The sequence below is a fragment of the uncultured Corynebacterium sp. genome (assembly GCF_902782855.1).
GTDB lineage: Bacteria > Actinomycetota > Actinomycetes > Mycobacteriales > Mycobacteriaceae > Corynebacterium.
The window spans coordinates 1-3314 of the sequence record NZ_CACZOO010000327.1; the positions used below are offsets into that span (position 1 = coordinate 1).

The 3314-nt window shown below is 67.5% G+C and carries 4 protein-coding genes; 3 read left to right on the top strand and 1 reads right to left on the bottom strand.

Annotated elements, in window-relative coordinates; translation table 11 throughout:
• The coding region (locus tag QZV72_RS13285; protein WP_297009080.1) for a hypothetical protein at positions 1–187 on the bottom strand (187 nt) is incomplete at its 3' end.
• Positions 188–485: 298 nt separating this feature from the next.
• On the opposite strand from QZV72_RS13285, the gene QZV72_RS13290 reads away from it, so the two are divergent.
• The 3 genes from QZV72_RS13290 to QZV72_RS13300 all read left to right on the top strand — a co-directional run bounded on the left by QZV72_RS13290 (position 486) and on the right by QZV72_RS13300 (position 3207).
• Positions 486–863, top strand: a complete 378-nt coding sequence (locus QZV72_RS13290; RefSeq protein ID WP_297009082.1) for a DUF4259 domain-containing protein — start codon at positions 486–488, stop codon at positions 861–863.
• 91 nt (positions 864–954) lie between these two features.
• The gene (ahcY, locus tag QZV72_RS13295) at positions 955–2469 is read left to right on the top strand and encodes an adenosylhomocysteinase (protein WP_297009083.1); all 1515 of its coding nucleotides are present in this window, start codon (positions 955–957) and stop codon (positions 2467–2469) included.
• A gap of 18 nt (positions 2470–2487) precedes the next feature.
• The gene (locus QZV72_RS13300) at positions 2488–3207 is read left to right on the top strand and encodes a dTMP kinase (protein WP_297009085.1); all 720 of its coding nucleotides are present in this window, start codon (positions 2488–2490) and stop codon (positions 3205–3207) included.
• Positions 3208–3314: the final 107 nt, after the last annotated feature.

The following is a 3314-nucleotide window of genomic DNA, read 5'->3' on the forward strand; positions in this document are numbered from 1 at the left end:
CGAGACCGGCGACCGCGAAACGTGCGATGGCACGGTTGCCGCGCCGGGCGGCGATGGCCTCGGTGCGCAGCAGTTGTTCGTGGTGGGCGGTGGACGCGTCCGAGGGGGCGGCCGCAGTACCGGCCGTGGCGGACTGGTCCGGGGTGAGTGCGTAGCCGCCGTCGGGGGTCGCGGGGTCGGTGGACATGTTCCTCGGTCACTCTCCTCATCGGGTACGCCCCGGTGCCGGGAACGAAGTCGGTGTCAGACGTCAATTATCACGAACAGGTTACGGTACGCACCACCGTACACGGACTCTCACCAGGTCACCGTGTCACTGTGTGGGATCCTTCATCCGGTGACCGTGTCCACCCGGTGAGAACGTTACCGGACCGTGATCGGCCGGTGGTACCCCCGCGCGTTCCCTCGCCACTGTCGTGGCCTGGCGGATCGGGTATACGATGACCCGCAGGTCACCGGATCACCCGTACAGAAAGGCACTGTCGATGAGCACCTGGGACGAGACCGTCTTCACCGACGAGAACAGCACCGATTTCCTCACCGAGTGTGACAGGGTGGCCGACGACGACCGTGAGCTGGTCGTGGCGCTCCGGGACGCCTGCACCGTGGCCCTGAACCACGCCACCCCCGGGGATGCGGACCACACCACCGGCTTGTGCGCGGCGACCGTTGCCGCCATCTGGGCCGGGGCGCCGTTCACCGCGTCCGACGTCGTCGAGGAGCACCCGCTGATCCGCGCCCGTGTCGGCGCCTGCCCGGAGGAGCTGCAGGAGGCGGCGCTCCAGGTGCTCGACGCACAGCTGGAGCGGCAGGGTGAGGAAGCCCCCGACGGTCTGGAGACCTGCGTCGAAGCGTTGAGCTGACGTCGGCTGAGGACGCTGCGGACGGACCGCGCTAGGGTGGGTGGAGTTGTCCGAAGAAACCACTCCCCACGTTTAAGGAGCACCTCCACCCATGGCTGATTCCGCAGGATCCGCTGCCGACCTCACCTTCGATCCCGTGGCAGACCTCAGGGTCGACGTCGCCGGTTCCCTCCAGTACAAGGTCCGTGACCTCACCCTCGCGGAGTCCGGCCGCCACCAGATCCGTCTGGCGGAGTACGAGATGCCCGGACTGATGGAGCTTCGTCGCGAGTACGCGGAGGAGCAGCCGCTGGCAGGTGCCCGCATCGCCGGTTCGATCCACATGACCGTGCAGACCGCCGTGCTCATCGAGACCCTCACCGCCCTGGGCGCCGAGGTCCGCTGGGCGTCCTGCAACATCTTCTCCACGCAGGACGAGGCAGCTGCGGCAGTCGTCGTCGGGAAGGGCACCCCGGAGGCGCCGGCCGGCGTCCCGGTCTTCGCCTGGAAGGGTGAGACCCTCGACGAGTACTGGTGGTGCCTGGAGCAGGTCTTCGACTGGGGCGATGTCAAGCCCAACATGATCCTCGACGACGGTGGTGACGCCACCAACGCGGTCATCGAGGGCACCATCTTCGAGGGAAACGGGCTGGTCCCTGAGCCGTCCGTGGAGGATCCCGACGAGTACCAGGCCTTCCTGCGCATGCTCGCCCGCGTCTTCGGTAAGGACTCCACCCGCTGGACCGAGGCCGGTAAGGCAGTCAAGGGTGTCACCGAGGAGACCACCACCGGTGTCCACCGTCTCTACCACTTCGCCGAGCAGGGCACCCTGCCGTTCCCCGCGCTGAACGTCAACGACGCGGTCACCAAGTCCAAGTTCGACAACCGTTACGGCACCCGCCACTCCGTCATCGACGGCATCAACCGCGGGACCGACATGCTCATCGGCGGCAAGGCCGCCCTGGTCGCCGGTTACGGTGACGTGGGCAAGGGTGTCGCCGAGGCGCTCAAGGGCCAGGGGGCGCGGGTCAAGGTCACCGAGGCTGACCCGATCAACGCCCTCCAGGCGCTCATGGACGGTTTTCCGGTGGTCACCATCGACGACGCCATCGGTGAGGCCGACATCGTCATCACCTCCACCGGCAACCTGGGCATCATCTCCTTCGAGCAGATGCAGCACATGAAGAACCACGCCGTGCTGGGAAATATCGGCCATTTCGACAACGAGATCGACATGGCATCGCTGAACCACCGTGACGACGTCACCCGGGTGAACATCAAGCCGCAGGTCGATGAGTTCACCTTCCCGGACGCCAACGGTGACCCGCTGAGTATCGTGGTGCTTTCCGAGGGGCGGCTGCTCAACCTCGGTAACGCCACCGGCCACCCGAGTTTCGTCATGTCGAACTCCTTCGCCGACCAGACCATCGCCCAGATCGAGCTGTTCACCAACGGTGACCGGTACGACAATGAGGTCTACCGCCTGCCGAAGATCCTCGACGAGAAGGTCGCCCGGATCCACGTCGAGGCGCTCGGCGGCAAGCTCACCAAGCTGACCAAGGAGCAGGCCGAGTACATCGGTGTCGATGTCGAGGGCCCGTACAAGCCCGAGCACTACCGCTACTAGGTCGGGGATTCGGTCACTGTGATCATCGCGTTCGAGGGCATCGACGGTGCCGGCAAGAACACCGTCGTCACCGCCCTGGAGGCCGAGCTCATCGCCCGGGAGATCCCGGTCGCCAGGCTCGCCTTCCCCCGCTACGAGACCTCGGTCCACGCGCAGCTCGCTTCGGCGGCACTGCACGGGGGCATGGGCGACCTTGTCGACTCCGCCTACGCCATGGCCACCCTGTTCGCCCTGGACCGGGCGGAGGTCGCCGACGAACTCGCCGGCTTCGACGAGGACGGCTACGTGGTCCTGCTGGACCGTTGGGTCGCCTCGAACGCGGCGTATTCCGCGGCGCGGCTGTCGCAGGACGCTTCGGCCGGTGGCGCCTCGTCCGAGGTCGTCGCCTGGGTCGAGGACCTGGAGTTCACCCAGCTCGGTATCCCCGAGCCGGACCTGCAGGTGCTCGTCGACGTGTCGGACACGGTGACTGCCGGGAGGGTTGCCGCCCGGGCCTCCGCGGACGGGGCCCGTGGGGTGGACGCCTACGAGGCCGACGGCGGGCTGCAGACACGGACCCTGGGCGCGTACCGTGACCTGGCCGAGGCGCAGTGGAACTCGCCGTGGCTCGTGCTGGACAACAGTGGCGACCGGTCGGCGTTGGATGTGCAGCTCATTGAGCTCGCCGACGCCGTGGCGGACACCGTCGCTGCTGATGCCGCTGGTACCGCCGGTGCCGATAGCGTCGCCGAGGACTGAGCCTCAGGGGTCTCCCGGGCTGGTCCGGCGTCGCCTGGTGTCCGCCGGCGTCAGTCCCGCACAGTTGGCGCCGACCCCGCACGCCGCCGATCTCCCACTACCAGCAA